General features: G+C 56.5%; 24 protein-coding genes. 13 read left to right on the top strand and 11 right to left on the bottom strand.

Annotation, left to right across the window (positions count from 1 at the left end):
* Nucleotides 1-116: 116 nt before the first annotated feature.
* Nucleotides 117-2,018: a molecular chaperone DnaK gene (gene dnaK / locus KP708_RS01200; RefSeq protein ID WP_099211549.1), complete on the bottom strand. Its 1,902-nt coding sequence runs from the start codon at nt 2,016-2,018 to the stop codon at nt 117-119.
* Between the two features lie 231 nt (nt 2,019-2,249).
* Between dnaK and KP708_RS01205 the strand changes: the two genes are divergently transcribed.
* From KP708_RS01205 to KP708_RS01245, 9 genes are all read left to right on the top strand, one after another.
* Nucleotides 2,250-3,377 carry a hypothetical protein gene (locus KP708_RS01205; RefSeq protein ID WP_215749899.1) on the top strand — a complete coding sequence of 376 codons (1,128 nt, stop codon included), beginning with the start codon at nt 2,250-2,252 and terminating at the stop codon, nt 3,375-3,377.
* Between the two features lie 159 nt (nt 3,378-3,536).
* The gene (locus KP708_RS01210; RefSeq protein ID WP_202207028.1) at nt 3,537-3,917 is read left to right on the top strand and encodes a glycerol dehydrogenase; all 381 of its coding nucleotides are present in this window, start codon (nt 3,537-3,539) and stop codon (nt 3,915-3,917) included.
* Nucleotides 3,917-6,136 (top strand): pyrroloquinoline quinone-dependent dehydrogenase, encoded by a 2,220-nt coding sequence (locus tag KP708_RS01215; protein ID WP_215749901.1) that lies wholly within the window; start codon nt 3,917-3,919, stop codon nt 6,134-6,136. Before KP708_RS01210 ends, KP708_RS01215 begins: the two co-directional genes overlap by 1 nt.
* A 194-nt stretch (nt 6,137-6,330) precedes the next feature.
* Nucleotides 6,331-7,515: a glycosyltransferase family 4 protein gene (locus tag KP708_RS01220; RefSeq protein WP_215749903.1), complete on the top strand. Its 1,185-nt coding sequence runs from the start codon at nt 6,331-6,333 to the stop codon at nt 7,513-7,515.
* Entirely contained in the window at nt 7,505-7,681 is a 177-nt protein-coding gene (locus tag KP708_RS01225; protein ID WP_215749905.1) for a hypothetical protein, read from the top strand. Before KP708_RS01220 ends, KP708_RS01225 begins: the two co-directional genes overlap by 11 nt.
* Before the next feature lie 6 nt (nt 7,682-7,687).
* Complete coding sequence (locus KP708_RS01230; RefSeq protein ID WP_215749907.1) at nt 7,688-8,590, top strand: DMT family transporter; 903 nt, start codon at nt 7,688-7,690, stop codon at nt 8,588-8,590.
* A 72-nt stretch (nt 8,591-8,662) separates the two neighbouring features.
* Nucleotides 8,663-9,214: a dCTP deaminase gene (gene dcd, locus KP708_RS01235; protein WP_064275649.1), complete on the top strand. Its 552-nt coding sequence runs from the start codon at nt 8,663-8,665 to the stop codon at nt 9,212-9,214.
* Between the two features lie 14 nt (nt 9,215-9,228).
* The gene (gene murA / locus KP708_RS01240) at nt 9,229-10,485 is read left to right on the top strand and encodes a UDP-N-acetylglucosamine 1-carboxyvinyltransferase (RefSeq protein ID WP_046900589.1); all 1,257 of its coding nucleotides are present in this window, start codon (nt 9,229-9,231) and stop codon (nt 10,483-10,485) included.
* A 198-nt stretch (nt 10,486-10,683) separates the two neighbouring features.
* The gene (locus KP708_RS01245; RefSeq protein WP_202207032.1) at nt 10,684-11,520 is read left to right on the top strand and encodes an aldo/keto reductase; all 837 of its coding nucleotides are present in this window, start codon (nt 10,684-10,686) and stop codon (nt 11,518-11,520) included.
* Nucleotides 11,521-11,559: 39 nt separating this feature from the next.
* Here KP708_RS01245 and KP708_RS01250 read toward each other — a convergent pair whose 3' ends face one another.
* The 3 genes from KP708_RS01250 to KP708_RS01260 form a co-directional block, all read right to left on the bottom strand.
* On the bottom strand, nt 11,560-12,306 hold the full coding sequence (locus KP708_RS01250; protein ID WP_215749909.1) for a dienelactone hydrolase family protein: 747 nt from the start codon (nt 12,304-12,306) through the stop codon (nt 11,560-11,562).
* A gap of 140 nt (nt 12,307-12,446) precedes the next feature.
* On the bottom strand, nt 12,447-13,925 hold the full coding sequence (locus KP708_RS01255) for a mannitol dehydrogenase family protein (RefSeq protein WP_215749911.1): 1,479 nt from the start codon (nt 13,923-13,925) through the stop codon (nt 12,447-12,449).
* A 132-nt stretch (nt 13,926-14,057) separates the two neighbouring features.
* The gene (locus tag KP708_RS01260) at nt 14,058-14,660 is read right to left on the bottom strand and encodes a glutathione S-transferase family protein (protein WP_202207035.1); all 603 of its coding nucleotides are present in this window, start codon (nt 14,658-14,660) and stop codon (nt 14,058-14,060) included.
* A gap of 105 nt (nt 14,661-14,765) precedes the next feature.
* On the opposite strand from KP708_RS01260, the gene KP708_RS01265 reads away from it, so the two are divergent.
* Nucleotides 14,766-15,236, top strand: coding sequence for a GAF domain-containing protein (locus tag KP708_RS01265; protein ID WP_215749913.1), 471 nt, complete (start codon nt 14,766-14,768; stop codon nt 15,234-15,236).
* A gap of 3 nt (nt 15,237-15,239) precedes the next feature.
* Here the strand turns inward: KP708_RS01265 and KP708_RS01270 are convergent, their stop codons facing one another.
* From KP708_RS01270 to dinB, 4 genes are all read right to left on the bottom strand, one after another.
* Nucleotides 15,240-15,794: a TIGR00730 family Rossman fold protein gene (locus tag KP708_RS01270; protein WP_086633532.1), complete on the bottom strand. Its 555-nt coding sequence runs from the start codon at nt 15,792-15,794 to the stop codon at nt 15,240-15,242.
* 35 nt (nt 15,795-15,829) lie between these two features.
* Nucleotides 15,830-17,026, bottom strand: coding sequence for an MFS transporter (locus KP708_RS01275; protein ID WP_215749915.1), 1,197 nt, complete (start codon nt 17,024-17,026; stop codon nt 15,830-15,832).
* 155 nt (nt 17,027-17,181) lie between these two features.
* Nucleotides 17,182-17,667 (bottom strand): DUF2501 domain-containing protein, encoded by a 486-nt coding sequence (locus KP708_RS01280; protein ID WP_202207038.1) that lies wholly within the window; start codon nt 17,665-17,667, stop codon nt 17,182-17,184.
* Nucleotides 17,668-17,732: 65 nt separating this feature from the next.
* Nucleotides 17,733-18,872: a DNA polymerase IV gene (gene dinB / locus KP708_RS01285; RefSeq protein ID WP_215749918.1), complete on the bottom strand. Its 1,140-nt coding sequence runs from the start codon at nt 18,870-18,872 to the stop codon at nt 17,733-17,735.
* A 49-nt stretch (nt 18,873-18,921) separates the two neighbouring features.
* Between dinB and KP708_RS01290 the strand changes: the two genes are divergently transcribed.
* Nucleotides 18,922-19,488, top strand: a complete 567-nt coding sequence (locus tag KP708_RS01290; RefSeq protein ID WP_064275640.1) for an NUDIX hydrolase — start codon at nt 18,922-18,924, stop codon at nt 19,486-19,488.
* A gap of 7 nt (nt 19,489-19,495) precedes the next feature.
* Here the strand turns inward: KP708_RS01290 and KP708_RS01295 are convergent, their stop codons facing one another.
* The 3 genes from KP708_RS01295 to KP708_RS01305 form a co-directional block, all read right to left on the bottom strand.
* Nucleotides 19,496-19,789, bottom strand: a complete 294-nt coding sequence (locus KP708_RS01295) for a putative quinol monooxygenase (RefSeq protein ID WP_215749920.1) — start codon at nt 19,787-19,789, stop codon at nt 19,496-19,498.
* A gap of 78 nt (nt 19,790-19,867) precedes the next feature.
* On the bottom strand, nt 19,868-20,245 hold the full coding sequence (locus KP708_RS01300; RefSeq protein WP_215749922.1) for a hypothetical protein: 378 nt from the start codon (nt 20,243-20,245) through the stop codon (nt 19,868-19,870).
* Nucleotides 20,246-20,292: 47 nt separating this feature from the next.
* Nucleotides 20,293-21,117, bottom strand: a complete 825-nt coding sequence (locus KP708_RS01305) for a PadR family transcriptional regulator (protein WP_215749924.1) — start codon at nt 21,115-21,117, stop codon at nt 20,293-20,295.
* A 122-nt stretch (nt 21,118-21,239) separates the two neighbouring features.
* Between KP708_RS01305 and KP708_RS01310 the strand changes: the two genes are divergently transcribed.
* Together KP708_RS01310 and KP708_RS01315 are read left to right on the top strand one after the other, a co-directional pair.
* Nucleotides 21,240-21,932 (top strand): TVP38/TMEM64 family protein, encoded by a 693-nt coding sequence (locus KP708_RS01310; RefSeq protein ID WP_046900603.1) that lies wholly within the window; start codon nt 21,240-21,242, stop codon nt 21,930-21,932.
* A gap of 103 nt (nt 21,933-22,035) precedes the next feature.
* Nucleotides 22,036-23,289 carry a multidrug effflux MFS transporter gene (locus KP708_RS01315; RefSeq protein WP_215749926.1) on the top strand — a complete coding sequence of 418 codons (1,254 nt, stop codon included), beginning with the start codon at nt 22,036-22,038 and terminating at the stop codon, nt 23,287-23,289.
* Nucleotide 23,290: the final 1 nt, after the last annotated feature.

A 23,290-nucleotide genomic window follows, 5' to 3' on the forward strand; every position in this document is an offset into this window, starting at 1 on the left:
TCGGTCCTTGTCTGAGGGCCGGAAACAAGAATGGCGCCCACCCCCTTGCGGGAACGGGCGCCCTTCGGAAAACAGGTCAGGCGGGGCGGGAAGCCCCACCTGGAGAAGTCACCCGATCAGTGCTTCTTGCTGTCGTCGACGTCTTCAAAGTCGGCGTCGACAACGTTTTCGTCCTTGGCTTCCGCACCCGCAGCTTCACCACCCTGCTGGGCCTGATCTGCCTGATACATGGCCTGACCAACCTTCATGGCAGCCTGCGTCAGACGCTCGCTTGCGCTCTTCAGCGTTTCGACATTCTCGCCACCCAGAGCTTCACGGGCTGCTGCGATAGCGGCTTCTGCTTCAGACTTATCTGCAGCCGGAACCTTGTCGCCACCTTCCGTGAGGGACTTTTCGGTCTGGTGGATCATGCTCTCGGTGCTGTTGCGCAGCTCGACCAGCTCGCGCTTGGCCTTGTCAGCGGAAGCATTCGCTTCAGCTTCCTTGACCATGCGATCGATGTCACCGTCGGACAGACCACCAGAAGCCTGGATCTTGATCTGCTGTTCCTTGTTCGTCGCCTTGTCCTTGGCGGACACGTTGACGATACCGTTGGCATCGATGTCGAACGTAACTTCAATCTGCGGAACGCCACGCGGTGCCGGAGCAATGCCCTGCAGGTCGAAGTTACCAAGCAGCTTGTTGTCCGCTGCCATCTCACGTTCGCCCTGATAGACCTTGATGGTCACGGCGTTTTGGTTGTCTTCAGCCGTGGAGAAGGTCTGGCTCTTCTTGGTCGGGATCGTCGTGTTGCGGTCGATCAGACGGGTGAACACGCCACCCAGCGTTTCGATACCCAGCGACAGCGGCGTCACGTCGAGGAGCAGAACGTCCTTCACGTCACCCTTCAGGACGGCGCCCTGAACGGCTGCACCGATAGCGACCACTTCGTCAGGGTTGACGTTGCGTGCCGGATCCTTGCCGAAGAATTCCTTAACCGTCTCGATGACCTTCGGCATACGGGTCATGCCGCCAACGAGGATGACTTCGTCAATCTCGCTCGTGGATACGCCAGCATCCTTGATGGCCGAACGGCATGGGCCAAGCGTACGCTGAACCAGATCGTCAACCAGGCTCTCCAGCTTGGCACGGGACAGCTTGACGACAAGGTGCTTCGGGCCAGACGCATCAGCCGTGATGAACGGCAGGTTAATCTCGGTTTCCTTGGAGGAGGAAAGCTCGATCTTGGCCTTTTCAGCGGCTTCCTTCAGACGCTGCAGAGCAAGCTTGTCGCCACGCAGGTCAATGCCCTGGTCCTTCTTGAACTCATCAGCCAGGAAGTCGATGACGCGGTTATCGAAGTCTTCACCACCCAGGAACGTATCACCGTTCGTGGACTTCACTTCGATCACGCCGTCAGAGATCTCGAGAATGGAAACGTCGAACGTACCACCACCAAGGTCATACACAGCTACCGTGCCGGAATCGCGCTTGCCAAGGCCATAAGCCAGTGCAGCTGCGGTCGGCTCGTTAATGATACGCAGGACTTCGAGGCCGGCAATCTTGCCAGCGTCACGAGTTGCCTGACGCTGTGCGTCGTTGAAGTAAGCCGGAACCGTGATGACGGCCTGTGTAACCGTTTCACCTAGGTAGGACTCGGCCGTTTCCTTCATCTTGCCAAGAACGAATGCAGCGATCTGGGACGGGGCGTAATCTTCGCCACGGGCGCGAACCCATGCATCGCCATTGTCGCCCTTGACGATTTCGTAAGGGACCATGCCTTTGTCCTTGGCGACGGTCGGGTCATCGTAACGACGACCGATCAGACGCTTGACGGCATACAGGGTGTTGGTCGGGTTCGTGACAGCCTGACGCTTCGCGGCCTGTCCAACCAGACGCTCACCGTTTTCGGTGAATGCGACCATGGACGGCGTCGTACGTGCGCCTTCGCTATTTTCAATAACGCGGGTCTCGTCGCCTTCACGCACTGCAACGCAGGAGTTGGTCGTGCCGAGGTCAATACCGATGACTTTGCTCATAATATGTCCTTTCAGCGGCTCGCTTCGGCCCTGTCAGGCACCGGGGCGAGCCCTTGTGACGTAAAATCCGATCCATCAAGGGATCGTGTTTCCGAGACCAGATTTAGGCGGGGCAGCAAAGTGTTTCAAGCCTTGGCAGTAACATCTTTCATGAAAAATATGCGTTCGCCTCATTCAGGAAACGGTTGTGACTTCCGCTTGGCCACGGAATGGTCCACTTTGAGGTAAGTCATGAAAATTAATCTGATATTCCGGGCCGCGCCATTGGCTGCACTTACCTGTCTTGCTGCCTGTGGGCCGATAGGGCCATCCAGGCTTCAGCATGACGAGCTTGAGTACTCGCGCGCTCTGGGCGAATCCCAGAAGCATGAGATGCTCCTGAATATCGTTCGCCTGCGTTATGCTGATCCGCCAACCTTCCTGGATACGACGCAGGTCATTGCCGGATATAGCGTATCCAAGAGCGTGAGTGGCGGGTTCTATGCCTATCCTGCCACTGCTGTCGGCAATTATCTCTTTGGAACGGGGACGATGACGTCGGGTGAGAGCCCGACCTTCACCTATCAGCCGGTGACGGGGCAGCAATACGCCGAGAATATCGTGCGGCCGATTTCTCCCACCGTTATCATGCCCCTTAGTCTCGGTGGTCTTCCCATTGACACCCTCTTGCGCCTGACAGCGCAGTCGATCGATGGGCTGTCCAACGTGCGAGGGCTGGGAGCCGGGCCATTTGGTGGAGGTTCTGTCCGCTTTTATCTTCTGCTGCATGATCTGCGTCAGCTTCAGATTAATGGCGCCATGACCATCCGTATCACGACCGATGCGCCGCCTCCGACCGATGACAACAATAACAAGAAGAGTTCTTCCAAGCCGGAAAACGGTAACGGCCAAGAGCATTCCTATCTGGTGCTCTCTTCAACGTCCGATAGCAGCCTTCTTTCGACGCAGGCAGAAGTGCGTCGCCTTCTGCATCTGGATGCTCAGGCTGAAGAAGCGGAAATCGTTTACGGCCCCTATCCTAAGCATCCCGGGCAGATTGCCATTCTGACGCGCTCGATGCTCGCGATGCTGACACAGTTGGCTTATGAGGTTGAGGTTCCGGAAGAAGACATCAAGGTGGGCCGGACACCGCCGACGATCGGGCAGGTGGGTATCGAGAACCGCCCGGAAGTTGTTATTCATTCAGGACACAAGGTCCCCGACCGCCGATATGCTGCGGTAGAATATAACGACATGTGGTTCTGGATTGATGAGAAAGATTTCCAGAGCAAGCTTGCCTTTACAATGGTTCAGGTCCTCAGTGCCTTGGCCGCCACCAACCATACAGGCGGAGCAGTGGTCACAATTCCAGCGGGATAATCCCAATATCTGCTGAAATATTCATTTTTCAAATAGTTCCAAGCACGTTTTTGTTACCGCAAACACGCCTTTGTTAAAGGATATTCAGAAGAACTCTAATGGACCTCGCTGGATAATCGACATACCGTCCCGGGTATTCAGTCTGGGAGGCATCCGGTTATGCCGAATATTAACGGCACGAAGACTCTGACGGAGTGGCTGACGCTGCTTCTGGGGGTCGTTATTCTTCTTGTGGGCCTGATCTTTGTCATCATGGGGGCAGACCTCGCGATGCTGGGTGGCTCTGTTTACTATGTCATTTGCGGCATCGTGTTGGTTGCCAGCGGGGTGTTCATGGTGATGGGACGCACGCTTGGCGGGTTCCTGTACCTTGGCGCGCTGGCCTACACATGGGTGTGGTCCTTGTGGGAAGTCGGGTTCAGCCCCGTTGATCTTCTGCCGCGTGCTTTCGGTCCGACCATTCTCGGCATTCTCGTGGTCCTGACCATTCCGGTTCTTCGCCGCCTGGAATCCCGCCGTACACTCAGAGGAGCCGTCTGATGCGTCGGTCTCACCTTCTCGCAACAGCCGCAGGCCTCGCGCTCGCCTGTTCACCTCTCGCCGCCCACGCTCAGTTCGCTCCCGCAGGTTCCGGTGGCTCACCGACTGCGGCAGTTCCTGGGCCAGGGAACGCGAATGAGCCTACGGAAAGTGCTCCGAAAGAGCAGAGCTATTTTGCTGGTCCGTCTCCCTATGCTCCGCAGGCTCCAGGCGTAAATGCTGCCAACCTGCCGGATATTGATTCGATCGATCCGTCAGAAATTCCAGCGATGGCTCCGCAGCAGAGCGCAAATCCTGCTCCTGGAGACTGGGTTGCTTATGGCCGTGATGATCACCAGACACGCTATTCACCGCTGTCTGAAATCACGCCTGAAAATGCTGGCAACCTGAAGGTCGCGTTTACCTATCATACGGGCAGCTATCCCCGTCCGGGTCAGACCAACAAATGGGCGGCTGAAACCACACCGATCAAGGTGGGTGACGGCCTCTACATGTGTTCGGCCATGAACGACATCATGAAGCTGGACCCGGTCACGGGGAAGCAGATCTGGCGTCGGAATGTGGACGTGAAATACCACTCCATTCCGTACACGGCAGCCTGTAAGGGCGTGACGTATTTCACGTCGTCCGTCGTGCCTGAGGGTCAGCCCTGCCACAATCGGCTTATCGAAGGCACGCTGGATATGCGCCTGATTGCTGTTGATGCGGCAACAGGTGAGTTCTGTCCGAACTTCGGTCACGGTGGTCAGGTCAACCTGATGCAGGGTCTTGGCGAGTCCGTTCCGGGGTTCGTCTCCATGACCGTACCGCCGCCGGTTGTCGATGGCGTTATTGTCGTCAATCACGAAGTGCTGGACGGTCAGCGTCGCTGGGCACCATCTGGTGTGATCCGTGGGTACGATGCTGAAAGCGGCAAGTTTGTCTGGGCTTGGGACGTCAACAACCCGACCGATCACAGCCAGCCAACGGGCAACCGTCACTATAGCCGCGGTACTCCGAACTCCTGGGCTGCCCTGACGGGCGATAATGCTCTTGGTCTGGTGTACGTTCCAACCGGAAACTCCGCAGCCGACTACTACAGCGCCCTGCGTAGCGATGCCGAAAACAAGGTTTCTTCCGCAGTCGTGGCGATTGACGTCAAGACAGGTGAAGAAAAGTGGGTTTTCCAGACCGCTCATAAGGACGTCTGGGATTACGATATCGGCTCTCAGGCAACTCTGATGGATATGCCTGGCCCTGACGGCCAGATGGTTCCGGCCCTTATCATGCCGACGAAGCGCGGTCAGACCTTCGTGCTGGATCGCCGGACAGGCAAGCCGGTTCTTCCTGTCGAAGAACGTCCAGCTCCCTCACCAGGTGTTATTCCTGGGGACCCACGGACCCCGACGCAGCCCTGGTCTGTCGGGATGCCTGCTCTGCGCGTGCCCGATCTGAAAGAGACGGATATGTGGGGCATGTCTCCCATTGATCAGCTCTTCTGCCGGATCAAGTTCCGTCGCGCGAACTACGTTGGTGAATTCACGCCGCCGAGCGTTGATAAGCCATGGATTGAATACCCAGGCTACAATGGTGGCAGCGACTGGGGTTCCATGTCCTATGACGAGAAGAGCGGAATCCTGATCGCGAACTGGAACATCACCCCGATGTACGACCAGCTCGTCACCCGCAAGAAGGCCGACACGCTTGGTCTGATGCCGATCGACGATCCTAACTTCAAGCCAGGTGGCGGGGGCGCCGAAGGTAATGGTGCCATGGACGGAACGCCTTATGGCATCGTCGTGACGCCGTTCTGGGATCAGTACACGGGCATGATGTGCAACCGTCCGCCTTACGGCATGATCACGGCCATCGACATGAAGCACGGTCAGAAGGTGCTGTGGCAGCACCCGCTGGGAACGGCTCGTGCCAATGGTCCATGGGGTCTGCCGACAGGTCTTCCCTGGGAGATCGGAACACCTAACAACGGCGGTTCCGTTGTGACAGGCGGCGGTCTGGTGTTCATTGCAGCGGCTACGGATAACCAGATCCGCGCCATTGACGAACACACCGGCAAGGTCGTGTGGAGCGCAGTACTGCCGGGTGGTGGTCAGGCTAACCCGATGACCTACGAAGCGAATGGTCATCAGTACGTTGCCATCATGGCAGGTGGTCATCACTTCATGATGACGCCAGTCAGCGATCAGCTCGTGGTTTACGCTTTGCCTGACGCCGTTAAGTAAAGCCGACGACTGTGGCGGATGTGCTGTGCACATTCGCTACACTCCATCGTCAAGGGGGGACTTCTGTGCTAGCAGGGCATGGACGTCTCCCTTTTTCGTTTCTGCCTGTTTGTCATTCTGAAAGCGTCAGGCGAGACCGATCAGGAAGGCTTCTCGTTCGGATCAAATTTTCAGAATGGCCCGCCGAAACGCTCATGACTGACCGTTCTCCCGTGATCCTCCAGGTCCTTCCTGCACTCAGTACTGGGGGGCTTGAACGCGGTGCCATCGAAATCGCCGCTGCCATCACTCAGGCAGGCGGGAAAGCCATTGTTGCTTCAAAGCCGGGCCCGCTGTTGATCCAGCTGAGGCATGCTGGCGCACTTCATGTTCCGCTCAACCTGAAATCCAAGTCACCTGTTGCTGTACTGCGCCGGGCGCGTGATCTTCAGAAACTGATCCGCCAGCAGGGGGTGGATCTGGTGCATGCCCGCTCCCGTATTCCTGCATGGGCGGCCTGGCTGGCCTGTCGTCGTGAAGGGATACCTCTGGTCACGACATGGCATGGTGTTCATGGCGCTGGTTGGTGGGGCAAGAAGCTTTATAATTCTGTTCTGGCCCGTGGCACGCGCGTGATTGCCATTTCGAATTTCATCGCCGGCCGTCTGTCCGGGCAATACGGTGTTCAGTCAGATCGTCTACGGACCATTCCTCGTGGCGCCGACCCCTCTCTTTTTGACCCGGAAAAGGTCTCCGGCGAGCGGATCCAGTGTCTTGCCGAAGCTTGGTCAGTCCCTCACGGCGCCCGCGTGATCCTGATGCCTGCACGTCTAACGGCGTGGAAAGGACAGAGGGTCCTGATCGAAGCGCTGAAGTTTCTCAAACAGGCCTCTGTTGCTCCCTGGGTCTGTGTTTTGGTTGGTCCAGAAACGGATCATAAATTTGCGCTCTCTCTTGGCCGGAGAATTCAGGAGCTGGGTCTGGAAGACAGGGTTCGCTTCGCAGGGACATGCCGGGACATGCCAGCGGCCTGCGCTTTGGCGTCCGTTGTCGTTGCACCGTCTTTGCGGCCTGAACCATTCGGGCGCACGCTTGTAGAGGCGCAGATGATGGGTAAACCCGTTATCGGAACGGCACAGGGCGCCATGATGGAGACGGTATTGCCCGGACAGACCGGTCTCGTTATTCCTCCCGATAATCCTCAGGCATTGGCAGAAGCACTCGTCGGCATTCTGTCGGCCGATGATGAAACGCTTGCCTATCTGGCGGAAAATGCCCGTGAGCATGTCTTGCGAAATTATACGATCCGACAGATGCAGTCGGCGACACTCGGTGTATATGACGAGCTGCTTGGAACGCATCTTCGAGCATCTTTCGACGGACAGACTGATGACAACTGACAAGACGGAAAACGGCAAAGCTACGGCTCACCTGACTGACAAGGCGCAGGCTGCCAAAGAGGCACGCGCGGCTCGTGAAGCCAAGGCGCTCCGGGCCAATCTTCTGCGCCGCAAACAGCAGCAGCGCATCAGGCCCCCAGCGCCCACACCGTCTTCCGAAAGCTAAGGCATCATGAAAATTCGTGTGCCAACGCCATCGCCACAGGAACTGGCGTTGGCGGGCGTTACGGCGCTTTGGGGAGGCACTTTTCTGATCCTGCATCTGGCCGTGCAGCATTGCGGACCGATGTTCTTCGTTGGTGTGCGGTTTCTGATGGCAGCAGCCATGGTGGCATGTCTGGCAGGTCGTCACATGACGGGGCTGACACGGAAAGAAGTGCGATCGGGTATTTTGATCGGGATTGCCCTTTCAATCGGGTATGTTCTGCAAAGTGCAGGGTTGCGTGAGGTGACCAGCAGCCGTTCTGCATTCATCACGGCTCTCTATGTGCCATTGGTGCCACTGTTTCAGTGGGCCATTCTGCGTAAATCGCCGCACATCATGAGCTGGGTCGGAATCGGCCTGGCGTTTGCCGGCTTGATTGCGCTGGCAGGGCCGGCAGCCCTGACCCTGACCTTTAGCCATGGTGATTTGCTGACGGTGCTGTCAGCATGCGCCATTGCTGCCGAAATTGTTTTGATCAGCCTGTTTGCCCAAGGCGTGGACAGTCGTAGAATCACGGTCTGTCAGCTTGTTGGAGGCGGCCTTTTTGCACTTTTGCTCATGCCTGTCGCCGGGGAGCATGTGCCAACGTTTTCATGGATCTGGGTTGCCTGTGCTGCGGCCCTGGGAAGCCTGAGCGCTCTGGTTCAGCTCGTGATGAACTGGGCGCAGAAATCTGTCCCCCCTTCAAAAGCTGCTGTGATTTATGCAGGAGAGCCTGTGTGGGGTGGTCTGGTCGGCTGGCTGGCGGGCGACCAGCTGCAGGCCACCACGCTTCTTGGCGCTGCTTTGATTGTCTGTGGTGTTCTTGCCAGTGAGATGAGACCGCGCTGGCTTGTCAAAAGGCAACAGCACCTCACGGAAAATGGCTAAACCGACACATTGCGTGATCGGGCGGCTGTCGCTAGAGCAGATCGATCCCCCCGTGTAGGAGTTAATGCATCCATGCCAATCATGCCTGATACCTGGATCCGCCAGATGGCCAAAGAACACGGCATGATTGAACCGTTTGTGGAAAACCAGAAACGGGAAGGCGTTATTTCCTATGGTCTGTCGTCATACGGCTATGACGCGCGTGTCGCGGAAGACTTCAAAATCTTTACCGATGTGGATAGTGCCGTCGTCGATCCGAAGAACTTTGCCGCGAATAGCTTCGTGACGCGGACGGGCGACATCACGATTCCCCCGAACAGCTTCGCACTGGCGCACACGATCGAATATTTCCGTATTCCGCGGGACACGTTGGTCGTATGCCTTGGCAAGTCCACTTATGCGCGCTGCGGTATCATCGTGAATGTGACGCCGCTTGAGCCGGAGTGGGAAGGGCAGGTCACCATCGAAATCAGTAACACGACGCCGCTGCCTGCGCGCATCTATGCGAACGAAGGCATCTGCCAGTTTCTGTTCTTTCAGGGCGCCAGCCCTTGCGAAGTCAGCTACGCGGATCGTGCCGGTAAATACATGCGCCAGTCCGGCGTAACCACGCCTCGGCTGTAAGGAGCGCATCACTCATGGACCGTTTCATTATTCGTGGTGGCCATCGCCTGACGGGCGAAATCGAGATTGGGGGCGCAAAGAACTCCGGCCTCAAGCTCATGGTCGCAGGGCTGCTGACCTCTGATCGTCTGGTGCTGTCCAACGTTCCGCAGATTGCCGACATCAAGACGATGCGCGATCTTCTCAAGGGGCTGGGTATCGCCGTCGAGGCTGTGGGGGAGCGTACCCTCTCTATCGGAGGCGAAATCGGATCGGTGGAAGCCCCGTACGACATCGTTTCCAAGATGCGCGCTTCCATTCTTGTTCTTGGCCCGCTTCTGGCGCGTGCCCGTGAAGCCAAGGTTTCGCTGCCGGGTGGCTGCGCTATTGGCACGCGCCCTGTGGACATGCATCTCAAAGGGCTTGAAGCTCTGGGTGCTGAAATCCGCCTTGAGAACGGATACATCAATGCCCGTGCGCCCGAAGGCCTGAAGGGCGACCGGATTATCCTGCCGTTCGCCAGTGTCGGTGCGACGGAAAATCTGCTGATGGCGTCCACGCTCGCCAAAGGCCGTACCGAAATCGTCAACGCAGCGCGTGAGCCCGAGATCAGCGATCTGGTGCACTGCCTCAACGCAATGGGCGCACAGATCACGGGTGAGGGCTCCGGTACACTGATCATTGAAGGCGTAGAGCGCCTGCATGGTGCTAACTACGCCGTCATGCCAGATCGCATCGAGTGCGGCACCTATGCTTGCGCTGCGGGCATCACGGGCGGTGACCTTCTGCTCGTCGGTGGTCGTGCCGATGATCTGGGAGCTGTAATCCGCACTCTTCAGGAAACGGGTGTTGAAGTTGAGGAAGATCCGCGTGGTCTGCGTGTCCGTCGCACGGGCAAGCTGACAGGCGTGGACATCATGACGGAGCCATATCCGGGTTTCCCGACGGACATGCAGGCCCAGTTCATGGCGATGCTCTCTGTTGCGGATGGTGCGTCCATGATTACCGAGACGATTTTCGAAAATCGTTTCATGCATGTTCCTGAACTGAACCGGATGGGTGCGCGCATCAATCCGCATGGTCGCTCGGCAATTATCCGTGGCGTTCCGAAGCTGTCCGGTGCTCCGGTCATGGCAACTGATCTTCGGGCATCTTTCTCGCTCATCCTGGCTGGACTTGCTGCTGAAGGCGAGACGCAACTCAGCCGGATTTATCATCTGGATCGTGGGTATGAGGGCGTAGATCGCAAGCTTGCAGCATGTGGTGCTGATATCGAACGCGTTTCAGACTGAAGACTGTTCAGGCTTCTTTTGAGGCAAGCGGTGAGCCATTTTGGTTCACCGCTTTTTTTGTGGCTCGTGCATCTGAAGCCATCCGTTATGAAACGCTTCCTCTCTGTCGGGCGTAATACGTCAAACCCGAAAAGTCTTCCTTAGGCATTTGATAAATCCTCAAGGGATTGAATGCGGCAGAGTCAGGAGAAGCAGAGAATGACGATTCCGACAGTCACGCTGAATGACGGCACAACCATTCCGGCGATCACGTTCGGAACCTATAAGCTCAATGGCGCTGCGGGCGTTGAAGCCATGAACAGTGCCCTTAACGTGGGCTATGACGCTCTGGACAGTGCGTTCAATTATGAAAATGAAGGGGCAGTTGGCCGTGCTGTGCGTGAGAGCGGCCGCCCCCGGGAAGAACTGCGCGTCGCCTCAAAGCTGCCAGGCCGCCATCATGACTATGATGCTGCGCTGACAACGATCGAGGAATCCCTCTATCGCACGCAGCTTGACTACTTTGACCTGTATTACATTCACTGGCCTAACCCCAAGCAGGGCAAGTATGTTGAAGCTTGGAAAGCCCTGATTGAGGCAAAGAAGCGCGGCTATATCCGATCAATTGCCGTATGCAATTTTCTGCCAGAACATCTTGAGCGGCTGAAAGCCGAAACAGGCGTTCTTCCATCGATAAACCAGATTGAACTGCATCCCTATTTCCCGCAGGACGATATGCGGAAGTGGAACCATAGTCATGGAATCATTACGCAGGCTTGGAGCCCGCTGGGGCGCGCCAATGATCTTCTGACAAACCCGCTTTTAAAAACGATCGCTGAGCGGTTAGGCAAGGAAGTCGGGCAGGTTATTCTCCGCTGGCATCATCAAGTTGGTTCTGTGCCTATCCCCAAGTCTGCCACGCCTGAGCGCCAGATTAAAAACAGGTCCATCTTCGACTTTGCCCTGACAGAAGACGATATGAAAAAGATCGCCTCTCTGGCGCGTCCGGATGGACGCCTCGAAAACCAGGATCCTGCCACTTATGAGGAGTTCTGAGGCAGGTCGGGGCTTCTGAACCGGAAGCTCCCTTTTTCCTTACCCGCGTGTCAAAGCCCGCTGAAACAGGGCATTCGTCCAGTTCATGGCCTGCAGGAAGAGAGCGGCGTCAAATCGTGGTGCTCCATCACGCAGGAATGCGTGTTGAGCGTTAACTTCATGCCACTCCAGCGTGACGCCCGTGTCCTCAAGTCTGTCCCGGATTATACGCCGTCCCGCATAGGGAATGTGCGGGTCTGACTGGCCCCAGACCATCATCAGTTCACCAGTGATGTCTGTGGCCCGCACGAGAGAGTCATCGGATTTGCCTTCACCGAGTGTCGCTGAATGGAGGTCGGTGGCGTAGAAACACGCAGTCGCCTTAACGGCCGGATGAAGAGCAGCCCGATAGGCGAGATGCCCCCCAAGGCATACACCGAAAGCACCAATGGCGCCTGTGCAAAAACTGCTGCCCTGTAGCCATTCGACCAACGCTGCCGTGTCAGAGTCAAAGGCTGAGACAGGCTTGGTGTATTTCAGGTCATTTCCGCGGTCGGTCCCATCCGTGTCATAAGCAAGGACAGTCCCGGCAGGTTCGTACTCATGATACACTTCGGGGATTGCGACGAGATATCCCTGTCCCGCAATCATGGCGCCTAATCGTTCGATAGGTGCCGTGACCTGATAGATTTCCGAAAACAGCATGACAGCCGGGAAACGTCCATCCTGAACCGGACGGAAGATGTGAACACGCATTGAGCCAGTAGGCGTTTGGAGATCGATTTTTTCGTCAGTTCTGATGATCATGAGACGATCCACCCTGCGAGAGTTTGCAAGTAACGCATCTGGCTCTGTTTGTAGGCGGCCCACTGGCGTGCCGCAACGACTTCGTCTGAAGAAAGGGTTTTGTACCGGTGGTTAATTTCAACCGGCACAGGATACCCTGATCAGCCCTTTGGCGCGATGACGTCAGCGAGCGTTGCGGCTGTTCCACGGTCCTGCAAGCTCTGCCGCATTTCAGTGAAAAGCTGGACGAAGGCAGGATTGTCAGTGAGGCCCCAGCCCGCAAAGACGCCCATATCCAAAGCGCGAGCCGGATCGGTGTCCGTCACCAGTGCACGATCTTCCTTGCTGAGACGAGGCTCTGTGACAGGGAAGTCCGCGTCCGTGTCGTCCCGGCCGTTCATGTAGGCGCAGTAGCACGCCAGCAGGAATGCGATCCGGCGCATGTCGCTATTGTCTTTCACCACGATCTCGGCTGTCGGGCGAATAAAGACCGGCAGTTTGGATGTGCTGTCCGACGCAATGCGCAGAAGCTGATCACTGACAGCCTTGTTCCGGAAACGCTGGAGCAGAAGGGCTCCATATTCCGGAAGGCTGATGCCCGGAGGAGCGGTCAGGTGCGGTTCTGAGTCAAAACCCAGAAACTGCTGAAGCAGACGGAAAAGGTTCTCATCTTCCATGGCTTCGCTGACGAAGCGGTACCCCATCAGAACCGCGGGGAGGGCCAACATGGAATGAGAGGCATTGAGCATGCGCAGCTTGACCTGTTCGTACGGCTCAACATTGTTCGTGAACAGAACACCCGCCTGCTCCCAGGCCGGCCGGCCTTCCGGGAATTTATCTTCCACAACCCATTGGATGAAGTCTTCGCAGAACAGCGGGGCACGGTCTTCAATGCCGCTCTCACTATTGAGACGAGCAATGTCCGCCGGTCCAACCGCTGGGGTAATGCGATCAACCATGCAGGCCGGGAATGAGACGTTCCGGGAAATCCAGTCTGCCAGTTCGTCGTCTCGCAGGCGTGCGAAGGACAGGACGGCGTGGCGCGCAACCTCTCCATTTGACGGAACATTGTCGCAGGAGAGGATTGTGAAGGCATTCACACCGGCTTCACGACGCAGACGAAGGGCTTCGGTGAGGATACCAAACGCTGTTTCCGGCACTTCCCGCTTGAGGTCCGCAACGATGGTCGGATGGTCAGCCATGAAGTGGCCTGCCTCATCCATGTAATATCCACCTTCCGTAATCGTCATGGTGACGATGCGGATTGCTGGATCGGTCAGGCGCTTCAGAGCTGCCAGACGGTCTGCGGGAGCATGGATGTATTCCACCAGAGACTTCACAACCCGGACGACATCCGGGCGCCCCGAGGGACATTCCCGAAGGGTGTAAAGACCATCCTGAGCCTGAAGGGCCTCGGCTTTCTGCACTTCAGAGGGCACATCCATCAGGCCAAGGCCAACAATGCCCCAGCTTTCCTGGCCTGGAAGAGCCAGTGTGCGGTCCGTATAGACGGCCTGATGGGCGCGATGGAAGTTGCCGACACTGAGATGGGCAATCCCCGCAGTCACCTTCTGGCGGTCATAAGGGGAGGTGAGGATGGTCTCTGGAAGATGGGCCAGAGTTTCCGGGGTCAGTTTCATAATGGTTCTTCCGAACGAAAGGCCCGACCCTTTTAAGAAGAAGCTGTGATGAGGAAACTCTTTTTATGGAATATAAATTTTTTCTAATATTCCTCGCATCAATGAGAGGATTGATTAGGAAAACGAAAATATTCATAACCTGAAATCAGATGCTTCCGCCATGGCAATAAAGTCCGGCAATGCTTCTATACGCTCCAGCCATTGCTGAATGGCGGAATAGGGCTCCAGGGAAACGCCTCCTTCAGGTGCGCGCTTGATGTAGGCGTAACAGGCCAGATCGGCGAGTGTCGGTGTTTCACCTGCAAGAAACAGCCGCTGTTTCAGCTCATCATTCATGAAGGGAAGCAGCTTCGCAGCTTTGGCTTGAGCCGGGGCAATATCTTCCGGGCGTTTCCAGAGTGTCGCGGCACGCGCCATGGCTGGCCCATAGCGCAATTCACCCGCTGCAATGGAAAACCACTTCTGAACCCGAGCCGCGCCGAGTGCATCCTCTGGCAGCCATGAACTGTCGGATGCATAGGTTTTCGCGAGATAGACCAGGATGGCATTGCTGTCCGTCAGGACGATATCACCATCTTCCAGGATCGGGATTTGCCCCAGCGGATTGAGCTTCAGCACCGCAGGGGACTGCATGGAGGCTTCTACAAAGCTGTAATCCAGCTTCAGGATCGACAGGAAAAGCCGGACGCGATGCACATGGCCGGACAGAGGAATTCCATAAAGACGTCTAGCCATGATCTGGTCCGGTAATGGTGAAAAGGACAGAGTGGCCATCGTGACGGAGACACGCAACGGCTTTATGGTCCTGTTTCATCTCATTTTAACTCAGGATCATCCGGCATGAGTGCGCCTATCCATCGTCTGACCGTAGAAGATCTGGTGGAAACCGTTGAATCGGTTGTCGCGTCTGAAACGGATCAGATTGCGAACATGGCCAATATCGCGGCCCTGCTGTTCGAGGCCCTGCCAGATATTAACTGGGCCGGGTTCTATCTTTTCAAGGATGATCAACTGGTCCTCGGCCCGTTTCAGGGGCGTCTGGCCTGCACGCGCATTCCGCTTGGGAAAGGCGTCTGTGGAACTGTTGCCCAGCAGAAAACCACGCTCGTCGTTCCGGATGTGCATGCGTTTCCAGGGCATATTGCCTGTGATGCTGCCTCGGCTTCCGAAATCGTGGTTCCCATCCTGCATGATGGAAACCTGATCGGAGTTCTGGATATTGATAGCCCTGTGAAGAACCGCTTCGATGCGGAAGATCAGGCCATGATCGAGAAGATTGTCAGCGCCTTTGAAAAGACGCTGACAGGCTGAATTTCAGGCAGGAACGTTTTCGCGCAGATGGTTCATCAGCGCGGGAACGTCTTCCACAACGGTGAACAGCTTAAGCGTGTTGGGGGAGGCAAAGCCCTGCTCAACGGCATCGGTCAGGGTGCGGACAAGGGACTTTGCCCAGCCACCAATATTGACGATGTAAATCGGGTCCTGGTGCAGACCGAGCTGCTTCCAGGTCAGAATTTCCATCAGTTCATCAAAGGTGCCGAATCCGCCTGGGATGATGGCATAAGCATCTGAAAGCTCGAACATGCGGGCTTTGCGGCTATGCATGTTGGGTGTCACTTCAAGCTCTGTCACGCCTTTATGCATGACTTCGCGATCATGCAGGAACCCGGGAATAACGCCAATAACCTGCCCCCCCGCAGTCAGCGCGGCATCTGCGACGGTTCCCATCAGACCCACATGACCACCGCCGTAAACAAGCGTAATTCCGTTCTGGGCCAGAGCTGTTCCAAGTTCGGATGCACCTTCTGCATACACAGGGGAGTTGCCGAAGCGGGAGCCGCAGAAAACAGCGCAGGAACGAATGGTCATGGGAAGCAGGTCCTGTAAGGAAGCGGGCAGAACGCTTAGACGGCAGGCTTCCGCCCAAGCGAACGGCTGATGAGCACACCGACCAGACAGCACACCGCAGTCGTGCCGAACATGGTCTTGTAGCCAGCAAACTCGATGACCTGCCCGAGCACAAGACCCGAACATGCAATCGCCAGATCAATGAAGATCGAATAGGCGCCCAAAGCGGCCCCACGGTTCTGTGGGCCAGCACTGTTGACGGCCAGCACACCAAGGGCAGGGAACAGCAGGGAGAAACCTGCGCCAGTCAGCGCCGCACCGATCAGAGCGGCCCCTTGTGAGGGAAAAATTGCCAGACAGGCCAGCCCGACAGCTTCGATCAGCAGAGAAACAATTGCCACGAAGACGCCGCCACGCCGGGCAATCTGTGAGGCGAAAAAGAACCGGATGACAACAAATACAATTCCGAAGACGGACAGGGCTGTTGCAGCGCCCTCCCAGTGCAGAACGGCATAATACAAAGCAAGAAAGGACGAGATGGCACCGAATCCGATGGAGCCAGCCGCCAGCGCCATGCCATGCGGCAGAACCAACCGAAGCGCGCGTGCAAACGGAACAGGCTTTTCCGTGGCCGGGAGAGGCTTGATCCCTTTGTAAAAGCCGATCAGGGCAAGGCCAAAAAGCGGGAGAAGGGCAGACAGGATGCCGACCGAGACAATGCCGCCATAAGGATGAGGAAGCTGTGAGAGCTTGGCGCCAATCGGTGCACCAAGAGCAATGCCTCCATAAGAACAGATACCGTTCCACGAAATGGCAATAGCTGTGTTTTCAGCTCCGGCCCGGCGGATATTCCAGACAATGACGCCCGTGGCGGCCCAGCTTTCTGCCCAGCCTAGAAACAGACGACTTAAGAGCAAAATTCCAAGGGAAACGGCTGGTGTCTCGCCTGACCAACCCGCACCGATCATCAGCAGACCTGAGATGAGGCATGTCACCAATCCGCCTAAAACAACCGGTTTGGGGCCTATGCTATCGACCAGCCGTCCGGCAGAAGGCCGGGCTGCAAATGTCGCGAGATATTGCAACGAAAAGGCCAGACCGGCGATCGTCGTGCTATAGCCCAGCGTATGGTGCACGAAGATCGTCAGGACGGCATTGGGAAGCCCGATAACGATGTAAACCAGAAGATTGAACAGAACGACGGTAAGAACCCGCTTCGTCGGTGAACTCACCGGCGTTTCTTCCGCAGTCATGTCTTCAGTCTCCCGTCTCTTATAAGTAACTAATTGGTTACGTCCTGTCAGGCATAGGACAGTTTGAACGATCCGTCACGGTCAATGGACCCCTCAGGTCCAAAAAACAACAGTATGTGATCTCTCGGGAATGAACATCCCGAGAGAAGGTGGCCTTAAAGCATGTTCTGCAGGCGGCTTGAAACCGCTGAGCATACTTTCTGGCGCAACGGCTCTGCCAGTGAGGACAGGGAGTATTGCTGGGACGTGTTCGTCTGGTTGCTGACGGCCTGAAGAATGCCCTGCTGGCCAGCACTGTATGCGGGGCTGTTGGTCACGCCTGCTGCCTGTGTGGCTGTGGAGAGAAGACCTGTGGCATTCGTGCCCGTGGCCAGGTTGTTCGTCACACAATAGTTCAGCACGCCTGCCAGATTGCTGGTGGATGTGGACGAAAGATTTGGCAGGCCGAGGGCACCCGTCAGGCCACTGGTCAGCTGTGAAGCCGTGCTCTGGGCTGCGGCCGTTGCAGCGGATGTCGCGGCAGCTTGAGTTTCCGGGTTCTGTGCAGCCGATACACCGGACGTGCAGCCTCCAAGGGAGAGGGCGGCAATGGTGGCAATTGCACCGGTTGAGAAAAGGGCTGGCAGGCGGAACGGAACCATGGAATTTCATCTCCTGTGAAGACAACCAAGAGGCGCGATATGCCTCTTTTGTGTCCTAACAACGCTCAAAAGAGAGAAAGTGAGCGAAAAACCTGTCGATTTTCGGGGAGCGTTGTTTCTGGCTGATCGAAAGCAAGCTGCATCTGTGAGTTGTTGTCCCGCTCGTCCAGCGTGGGGCTCGCAAGAGCTGACAACGTGAGGCCAAGAAGACGTACGCCGGGCATTAACGGGAAAAGCGGCGTCAGAAGGGACTGGCCGATTTCAGCCAGACTCGCCTCGGACTCAACGGAGACAGGCAGACTTCGGGCCCGCGTAATCTGCCGGAAATCGGCATATTTGACCTTGAGGGTTACGGTTCGGCCTGTGATCTGTTTACGCTGGGCCTGGAGCCAGAGTTTGGTGGCAATCATCCCCAGAGCATTGCGTGCAGCGGCTTCATCTCGCAGGTCTGTCAGATAGGTCTGTTCCGTTCCCAAAGACTTGCGCTCGCGATTAACAACGACGGGGCGGTCATCAATCCCGCGGGAAATGCCATGATAAAAGGAAGCGGCCTTCCCAAAGTGGCGTGTGAGCGTGAGTAGATCCATTTTCCGGAGGTCTGCGCCGGTTTTAATGCCCAGAGCATTCATTTTTCGAGCAGTCGCCGGGCCAATTCCATGGAACTGGTCTACGGACAAGTTCAGCACAAAATCTGGTCCCATTCGCGGCGTGATGACAAAAAGCCCGTCAGGTTTGCGGTAATCGGATGCCAGTTTGGCCAGAAACCGGTTGTAAGAGACCCCAGCGGAAGCTGTAAGGCCGGTTTCCTTGCGGATGTCTGCACGAATGCGTTCCGCAACCAACGTGGCCGAACCATAGGCGCCCAGATAATCCGTGAGATCCAGGTAGGCCTCATCAAGGGAAAGAGGCTGGATGAGGGGCGTATATCGGGCAAAGATCTCGTGGATCTGCATGGAAATAGCGCGATAGACGTCAAACCTGGCCGGTACGAATACAAGGTCCGGACAAAGGCGCTTGGCTTTCAGGGAGGGCATCGCAGAGCGAACACCAAAAGGACGCGCTTCATAACTGGCAGCGGCGACAACACCACGGGCCTCGCCCCGTCCAACCGCGAGGGGGCGGCCACGTAAGGACGGGTTATCTCGCTGTTCGACAGACGCATAAAAAGCGTCCATGTCGATATGCACGATCCGGCGGGACTCCATCTGTACAGTGTCGCCGATCAACAGGAACGAAACAAGATCGGATCAGTCCATGAGCATCGAAGACGCCCGTCGCGCCGCTGGTTTCCAGACAGTCTCAACCCGTCTGGCTTACAGCAATCCGTGGACGGCCCTGCGAGAGGACATCATCATTCATCCCAACGGCAAGAAAGGCCTTTATGGCATTGTCGAGCGTGGAGAGTTTGTGGTGATCCTGCCCATGCACGCTGATGGCCGCGTGACCCTGATCCAGCAGTTTCGGTACCCGGTTGGGGAGCGCCTGCTCGAACTGCCAATGGGAATGTGGGAGACCAAAGAGAACGTCGATCCTGTCGAACTGGCTCTCGGTGAACTCCGCGAGGAAACGGGCCTGCGCGCTGGCGAGATGATTCATGTGGGAACGATGTATCAGGGGGCCGGATACTCGAACCAGAAAGGCCACGTCTTTCTGGCGCGTAACCTCACGCGCGGTGAGACCGAGCTGGAAGACACCGAGCAGGACATCACGACGCAGGACATGACGCTGGGCGAATTTGAAGACCTGATCGCCCGTGGCGAACTTAAATGCATGGTGTCTCTGGCTGCCTTTGCGCTGATTCGCGCAAAGGGCCTGATCTGACGTTTGTTCAGATTACCGTATCGAGAAACACAACTTTCGAGCCGCCGTCTTCAACCAGTGTTTCTATGGCCTTGTTGAAGACGCGGCCGTGCTCGTTGGAAATATGCGTTCTGAAAGCGGCTTCATCACGGTAGCTTTCTTCCACATGGAAAAAATCAGGGTCTTCTGCCAGTGTGTGCACAACGAAGCGCTCACAGCCGGGCTCAGCGCGCACATCGGCAGCTAAAGCAATCAGAAGGTCACGGACCTTCTCACGGCAGCCCGGCAGGGCTTTCATCGTGGCGTACAGGGATTTGGACATCGATCTTATCCGCATTAATGGTCTGAAAAGCATGTCATCATTGGGCGTCCTGACGATCTACATCAAGTGGGGCAGTGCCTAACCTTTCCCGATGAGTTCCTGACATCGCATGAATGACAGTTTTTCGCGAAAAATGAACAGGACATAGTAGTCCAGCTCACGGCTGCGGGTCTTTGTCGTGCGGGTATAGAATGGATAAATATCCAGCGGTCCCTGCAACCCTGCAGGGCGCGGCTCTGACCTTAAAATACAGTCCACCCGGAACAGCGGCATATAAACTGCATCTTCCCCAGGATTGCGCCGGACGTGCCACAGATTGCGCCGGAATTTCTTAAGCCGGTCAGGAAGCGCAAAGATCATTGATTTTTCAATGAAACCGGCTGGAAAGACTTCAGACCGATAGTACTGCATGTCTTCGGGCATATTGCAGAAGTAAGGGTGGTCCTGAACAATCATGACCACCCTTTACTCCATTCATTCTCATAGACGAAGAGGCGTGATCTTCAGTCGGCGGATGGCTTGTCTTCTGGTGTTTCACCGCTGATGTCGGCTGCAGCCTGCCGCAGGATCTGCACCACCCGGCGCAGTTCCTCTGCATTCGCTCCGCGACGGGATTTCAGAGCCAGCTTCAGAGCCAGACGTGCCTCATGCAGGTCCTGACCCAGGCTTGGATCAAGATCATTCACTCCACTGAAGGCATCCCGAACTTCCGACATTCGGGCACCAATCCGGGCGAGAACTTCGAGAATACGATTCGCCGTCTCCCGGTTCGCTTCATAATGGGTGCGTCCCTCATCCGTGAGACTGTAATGTTTACGGTTGCCCTCCTGCGTGACGGCGGTGAGACCGGCTTCTTCAAGATAGGTGAGGGAAGGATAAATGACGCCAGGGCTCGGTTTGTAGAACCCACCGGAGTGCTCTTCGAGGCGGCGGATCAGCTCGTAACCATGTGCAGGCTGATCATGGAGAAGGGCTTCAATGACAATCTGAAGTTCCTCAGCTGTCAGTTTGCGACCACGCCCGAAAGTGTCGTCACCAAAGCCGCCGCTACCGAACCGGCCGCCGCCGCGTGGTCCCCGACCACCAAAGCCGCGTCCGCCACGACCTTCGCCACCTCGGCCTCCAAATCGGCGCCCTGCGTGTTCGCCACGCTCTGGAGGAAATCCGCCTTCACGGCAGTCCGGACGATCCTGCATTTTTTCTCCTTCGCTGTTTGATGCGTCGCTGCGGCTTCGACCGCCCTTGCGATGCTTGTGCCCGCCGAAACCAAAACCCTGGGAGAACCTTGAGAAACCGCGCTCAGCGCGATGGGTATCATGTTTGAACATCGTATTTTCCTTCATTCGATATGTCGTACGATATAGTATCTTAAGATATATCTACAAGGATATCTTTTCCAAAATCTGCTCGTGCCATAGCCGCGTGCCGTTTCCGCTGGTATCCGGCGGAGATGGGCAGCCCGATCTCTTCCCCTCCTGATCCCGAACTACGGCGCACGTTTCGTCAGCTTGTGCCCTGGCGTGCTGCTCTGACGATTGGTGCGATGTTGTTGTGTGTGGCGCTGTTGCAGCGGTTGCCCTTCATTCATCGTCTGCTGGAAAACGCGCCGCATTGGCACGAAACTCCCTATGCAGCAGTCTGGTTCCTGCTACTGGCCATTCCGTATTGTGCCTGCGGTCTGCCGCGACAGGCGTTGTGCATTGCCGCGGGGCTGGCGTTTGGAGTCTGGGGTGGGCTGGGCCTGTGTTCTCTGGCGTATATGCTGGGGGCGATGGCGGCTTATGGCTGGGCTAGAGTGCTTGCACCGGTAAAATTTCGACAAAGGTTGCATGACCGCCTGCAAAGGAATTATGCAGCGCTGGCAAGAATCCTTCATCGCAAACCCTTCCGTGCTGTTCTGACCTTGCGGCTTATGCCTGTTGGGTCTGCTCTGCTGGTCTCCATGGCAGCCGGATTATTTGAACTTCCGCTTCCAGCCTTTGCGTTGGCAACCTGCCTTGGCGGTTTGCCTCAGAACCTGGTGTTTGTTCTGGTAGGGGCTGGCACACGTATTGGTCATATGATCCAGCTTGGTCTCGCGGGTGGCCTGTTTGTGGTTTCTGGCGTTCTGGGAGCGTTGCTCCTGCGTCAGGCAGATGAATAACCGTTCGAACATCTTGTTCTGAACGATTCACTGGTTTGATCCGTTCGTGAGGGACGGGTCCTTTCTCATCTTCTGAACATTGCTTTTTCACAGGCAGAAACGAATGACAGAACAGAGCATGGCGTTCCGGCGTGGAGACACCATTCCGGGATGGTTGCCGCTTATGCTGGGTATCTTCACGGCAGTCGGACCTGTCTCCACAGATATCTATCTCCCGGCCCTCCCTGAAATGGAACGCCAGCTTCATTCTGCTCCCGGTTCAGGCAGTATCACCATGGCTGCCTGGGTTATCGGACTGGCCATTGGTCAGATCACGATTGGCCCGGTGTCAGACAGGTTCGGCCGCCGGCTGCCGCTTCTGATTGGTATGATCGGATACACAATCGGCGAGATCGGCTGCGCACTGGCCCCGACCATGACCATCATGTGCATCTGTCGGGTTTTTTCAGCTCTGATGGCCTCGGCCGGACTGGTGATTCCCAATGCATGTCTTCGGGATCTGACGGAAGGTGATGAAGCATCCCGCCTCATGTCGCGCCTGATCGTCGTGCAGGGTGTTGTTCCGATTCTCGCGCCCATGCTGGGTGGCTTTGCGCTGAAGTTTGTGGACTGGCGGGTCATTTTCTGGGCCACGGCCGTGTATGGCGGGCTCTGTACCCTGATGCTCCTGACAGTCTTCCCGGAAACGCTCCCCTCGCAGGAACGCCGGGACATGCGGCCTCTCTCCATCATCGAACGCTATATCTATATTCTGCGGACCCGCAGCTTCATTACGAATGGCCTCGTCTGGAGCTTTCTGGGCTTCGTAACCTTCACCTATCTGACAGGCGCTCCCACGCTGTTCGAAGAGCGCTTCGGCATGTCTCCGTTCCATTATGGAATGCTGTTTGGTCTGTTCGCGGTCTGTATGATCGGGGCTTCCGCCATCAATGGGCTTGTGGTGGGGAAGGTCAGTACGACCCATATGCTTTTCAGTGCGTTGGGGATCAGCCTGACAGGCAGTATCCTTTTCCTGGCGCTGGCCGTCATTTCCGCTGTTGATCTGACAGCGGGCGGACAGCTTCGATCCTTCTTCCTCTGGCCGCTGATCATCTCGCTTGTCATCACAATGGCGCCAACAGGCATCATTGGACCCAATTCAATGGTTGGCATTCTGTCTGAACAGTCCGAACGTGCAGGCTCGGCTTCTGCTCTGGCAGGAACAATGCAGTACCTGTTCGGAGCGGTAGCAAGTGCGCTGTTCGGTCTGATGTCCCCCGGGACGGCCATTCCATTTGCGGGCTTTCTGGTGTTCGCCTTCTGCGCGGCAACCGTGTTTGCTCTGCTGAGGCCCAGACTGCCATCATCAGCGCCCTGAA

It is taken from the genome of Gluconobacter sp. P5H9_a, from assembly GCF_018812085.1.
Lineage (GTDB): Bacteria > Pseudomonadota > Alphaproteobacteria > Acetobacterales > Acetobacteraceae > Gluconobacter.

Excerpts from the sequence above, each read along its gene's own strand:
- dnaK (WP_099211549.1), bottom strand. The coding sequence starts at position 2,018 with ATGAGCAAAGTCATCGGTATTGACCTCGGCACGACCAACTCCTGCGTT.
- KP708_RS01205 (WP_215749899.1), top strand. The coding sequence starts at position 2,250 with ATGAAAATTAATCTGATATTCCGGGCCGCGCCATTGGCTGCACTTACC.
- KP708_RS01210 (WP_202207028.1), top strand. The coding sequence starts at position 3,537 with ATGCCGAATATTAACGGCACGAAGACTCTGACGGAGTGGCTGACGCTG.
- KP708_RS01215 (WP_215749901.1), top strand. The coding sequence starts at position 3,917 with ATGCGTCGGTCTCACCTTCTCGCAACAGCCGCAGGCCTCGCGCTCGCC.
- KP708_RS01220 (WP_215749903.1), top strand. The coding sequence starts at position 6,331 with ATGACTGACCGTTCTCCCGTGATCCTCCAGGTCCTTCCTGCACTCAGT.
- KP708_RS01225 (WP_215749905.1), top strand. The coding sequence starts at position 7,505 with ATGACAACTGACAAGACGGAAAACGGCAAAGCTACGGCTCACCTGACT.
- KP708_RS01230 (WP_215749907.1), top strand. The coding sequence starts at position 7,688 with ATGAAAATTCGTGTGCCAACGCCATCGCCACAGGAACTGGCGTTGGCG.
- dcd (WP_064275649.1), top strand. The coding sequence starts at position 8,663 with ATGCCAATCATGCCTGATACCTGGATCCGCCAGATGGCCAAAGAACAC.
- murA (WP_046900589.1), top strand. The coding sequence starts at position 9,229 with ATGGACCGTTTCATTATTCGTGGTGGCCATCGCCTGACGGGCGAAATC.
- KP708_RS01245 (WP_202207032.1), top strand. The coding sequence starts at position 10,684 with ATGACGATTCCGACAGTCACGCTGAATGACGGCACAACCATTCCGGCG.
- KP708_RS01250 (WP_215749909.1), bottom strand. The coding sequence starts at position 12,306 with ATGATCATCAGAACTGACGAAAAAATCGATCTCCAAACGCCTACTGGC.
- KP708_RS01255 (WP_215749911.1), bottom strand. The coding sequence starts at position 13,925 with ATGAAACTGACCCCGGAAACTCTGGCCCATCTTCCAGAGACCATCCTC.
- KP708_RS01260 (WP_202207035.1), bottom strand. The coding sequence starts at position 14,660 with ATGGCTAGACGTCTTTATGGAATTCCTCTGTCCGGCCATGTGCATCGC.
- KP708_RS01265 (WP_215749913.1), top strand. The coding sequence starts at position 14,766 with ATGAGTGCGCCTATCCATCGTCTGACCGTAGAAGATCTGGTGGAAACC.
- KP708_RS01270 (WP_086633532.1), bottom strand. The coding sequence starts at position 15,794 with ATGACCATTCGTTCCTGCGCTGTTTTCTGCGGCTCCCGCTTCGGCAAC.
- KP708_RS01275 (WP_215749915.1), bottom strand. The coding sequence starts at position 17,026 with ATGACTGCGGAAGAAACGCCGGTGAGTTCACCGACGAAGCGGGTTCTT.
- KP708_RS01280 (WP_202207038.1), bottom strand. The coding sequence starts at position 17,667 with ATGGTTCCGTTCCGCCTGCCAGCCCTTTTCTCAACCGGTGCAATTGCC.
- dinB (WP_215749918.1), bottom strand. The coding sequence starts at position 18,872 with ATGGAGTCCCGCCGGATCGTGCATATCGACATGGACGCTTTTTATGCG.
- KP708_RS01290 (WP_064275640.1), top strand. The coding sequence starts at position 18,922 with ATGAGCATCGAAGACGCCCGTCGCGCCGCTGGTTTCCAGACAGTCTCA.
- KP708_RS01295 (WP_215749920.1), bottom strand. The coding sequence starts at position 19,789 with ATGTCCAAATCCCTGTACGCCACGATGAAAGCCCTGCCGGGCTGCCGT.
- KP708_RS01300 (WP_215749922.1), bottom strand. The coding sequence starts at position 20,245 with ATGATTGTTCAGGACCACCCTTACTTCTGCAATATGCCCGAAGACATG.
- KP708_RS01305 (WP_215749924.1), bottom strand. The coding sequence starts at position 21,117 with ATGTTCAAACATGATACCCATCGCGCTGAGCGCGGTTTCTCAAGGTTC.
- KP708_RS01310 (WP_046900603.1), top strand. The coding sequence starts at position 21,240 with ATGGGCAGCCCGATCTCTTCCCCTCCTGATCCCGAACTACGGCGCACG.
- KP708_RS01315 (WP_215749926.1), top strand. The coding sequence starts at position 22,036 with ATGACAGAACAGAGCATGGCGTTCCGGCGTGGAGACACCATTCCGGGA.